At 72.2% G+C, this 2,198-nt stretch carries 4 protein-coding genes; 1 reads left to right on the top strand and 3 read right to left on the bottom strand.

Annotated elements, in window-relative coordinates:
• On the bottom strand, positions 1-236 hold a 236-nt coding region (locus P409_RS32410; RefSeq protein WP_034848317.1), incomplete at its 3' end, for a hypothetical protein.
• Positions 237-411: 175 nt separating this feature from the next.
• Between P409_RS32410 and murI the strand changes: the two genes are divergently transcribed.
• A complete protein-coding gene (gene murI, locus P409_RS32405; RefSeq protein ID WP_034848319.1) occupies positions 412-1,281 on the top strand; it encodes a glutamate racemase in 870 nt (289 codons plus the stop codon).
• On the opposite strand, the gene P409_RS32400 is transcribed toward murI, so the two are convergent.
• A complete protein-coding gene (locus P409_RS32400; protein WP_034848316.1) occupies positions 1,278-1,700 on the bottom strand; it encodes a fosfomycin resistance glutathione transferase in 423 nt (140 codons plus the stop codon). The genes murI and P409_RS32400 overlap by 4 nt on opposite strands.
• 46 nt (positions 1,701-1,746) lie before the next feature.
• Positions 1,747-2,198 (bottom strand): GNAT family N-acetyltransferase (locus P409_RS39580; protein WP_034848314.1); only part of this gene is annotated, 452 nt, incomplete at its 5' end.

Raw genomic sequence — 2,198 nt, 5'->3', positions numbered from 1 at the left:
CGGGCATGGTCCTGCGGCCGCATCGGATAGGCGATCACCAGGGTGCCGGCGGCGGCGGCGATCAGCGCCTCGATCCGCACCAGGGCGGCGGCGATGATGGTGCAGAGGTCGGCGCCCTCCGGCGCGTCGTGGTCATCGCCCTCGACAAAGGCGGCACCGGGCAGCAGGCCGGCCAGGCGCCGCGCCACCGTGGACTTGCCGGCATTGATCGGCCCGTTGACGCAGATGATGTCCATGGCGCGCTCCTCCCCGCGATGCGCCGTCTTAGCTCGGCGGGGGGCGCTTGTCAGGCGACGATCGGGACGACCTCCGAAGGCTGGCGAGCGCGCCACGCGAAACCCGCAGCCTGCCGAACGCCTTGAGAATGCCCTCGACATCCGCTACCGCCAGGGCAGGATCACGGGGATGCGGATGATCGGGGTTTTCGATTCAGGACATGGCGGGCTGACGGTGCTGCGGGCGCTGACCCGGCACCTGCCGCGACAGCGCTTCCTCTATCTCGGCGACCACGGCCACGCCCCTTACGGCAACCGCGAGCCGGAGGAGATCTACCGCCTGACCGTGGCGGCGGTGGAGCGGCTGTTCGGCCAGGGCTGCCGGCTGGTGGTCCTGGCCTGCAACACCGCCGCCGCCACCGGCCTGCGCCGGCTGCAGCAGACCTGGCTGCCGCAGCATTATCCGGACCGCCGGGTGATCGGCGTGCTGGTGCCGATGGTCGAGGCCATCACCGGCGTGCCCTGGATGGCGGACATCCGCACCGGCCGCCACCGGGGCGAGCCGCGCACCGTCGCCATCTTCGCCACCCGCCACACGGTGCGGACCGGCGCCTTCGTCGAGGAGATCGGCAAGCGGGCGCCGGAGATCACTGTGGTGCAGCAGGCCTGCCCGGTGCTGGTGACGCTGATCGAGCAGGCGGCGCCGGAGGCGGTGCTGCGCCGCGCCGTGCGCCGCTATTCGGCCCTGCTGATGCGGCAGCTGCGGGGCGTGCCGCCGGATGCGGTGATCCTGGGCTGCACCCATTACCCGCTGGTCGCCGACCTGTTCGCCGCGGCGCTGCCGCCGGGGGTCGAGGTGCTGTCCCAGCCGGACATCACCGCCCGCAGCCTGAAGGCCTATCTGGAGCGGCACCCGGAATTCGACACGGCCGGCGGGGACGAGGCGCCGCCCGAGTTCTTCACCACCGGCGACGCCGCGCGGGTCTCCACCCTCGCCACCCGCTTCTACGGCCGCCCGGCCCTGTTCCACCCGATCGGGGCCGAGGCGCTGGCCACAGCGCGCTAGGGGCCGTCGCCGGCCGGGAAGAACTCGATCCCGGCCTCCCAGGGATTGTCCCGCATCGACTGCAGGCGTGTCCGCCAGTCGCCGTCATGGATCTCGAGCTTATGGCCGTCGGGGTCGAGGAAATAGACCGATGGCCCCTCGGTCTGGTTGTCGCGCCAGATCGGCGCGCCATGGTCTGCCAGCCGATTCGAGCAGGCGGCGAAATCGGCGACGCTGAAGGCGATATGCGTGTAGTCGGGATGGGGTGAGGACCGCGCCTTCCCGTCGACGCTGAGACAGAGCCAAAGATCCCCGGCCAGCAGATAGGCGCCGCGGCTCCATCTCGCCAGCGGCTTCAGCCCCAGCACATCGACGTAAAACCGGAACGATCGCCCGATGTCGCTGACCGCAAGGGTGATGTGGTTGATGCCGGTGACCATCGACGTTCCTCCTCCCTCTCCCGCGCCGAAGCGGCCTGCGACGCGCCTAGGTCAGCCGCAGGCTGGGGCCGATGAGGCGCAGGCCGAGCCGGGCGACCACCCGCTGCGACGAGATGTTGGCCTGCCCGGTGCTGTAGAACAGCGTCCGCGACCGCAGGGCCGGCAGCCGGGACCAGCCGGCCGCGACCGCCGCCGCATGGCCCCGGCCGCGGAAGGCCCGCGCCGTCGTGACCCCAAGTTCCGCACCGCCTGCGGAGAGCCGCGCCGCGAAGGCGACCGAGGTCATCTCTCCGTCCACCAGCGCCGCGCACCAGGGCGGCCAGAGATCGGCGACGCTGCCGAAGCCGAGCTCGGCCAGCCCGCCGGGCATGCCGCGCGCGGACAGCCCATCGCGAAGGCGCCGCCCGTCGGGGCTGTCGCCATCGACCAGGGTCGCGCCCGAATCGTGCCGCAAGTCCTGCGGCAGCGCGTAGGTCAGCCCCCAGTCCTGGCGCGGCG

Source organism: Inquilinus limosus MP06, from assembly GCF_000767795.1.
GTDB classification, from domain to species: Bacteria; Pseudomonadota; Alphaproteobacteria; order DSM-16000; family Inquilinaceae; genus Inquilinus; species Inquilinus limosus_E.
This window is presented reverse-complemented; position numbering and strand designations above follow the sequence as displayed.

Excerpts from the sequence above, each read along its gene's own strand:
- murI (WP_034848319.1), top strand. The coding sequence starts at position 412 with ATGATCGGGGTTTTCGATTCAGGACATGGCGGGCTGACGGTGCTGCGG.
- P409_RS32400 (WP_034848316.1), bottom strand. The coding sequence starts at position 1,700 with ATGGTCACCGGCATCAACCACATCACCCTTGCGGTCAGCGACATCGGG.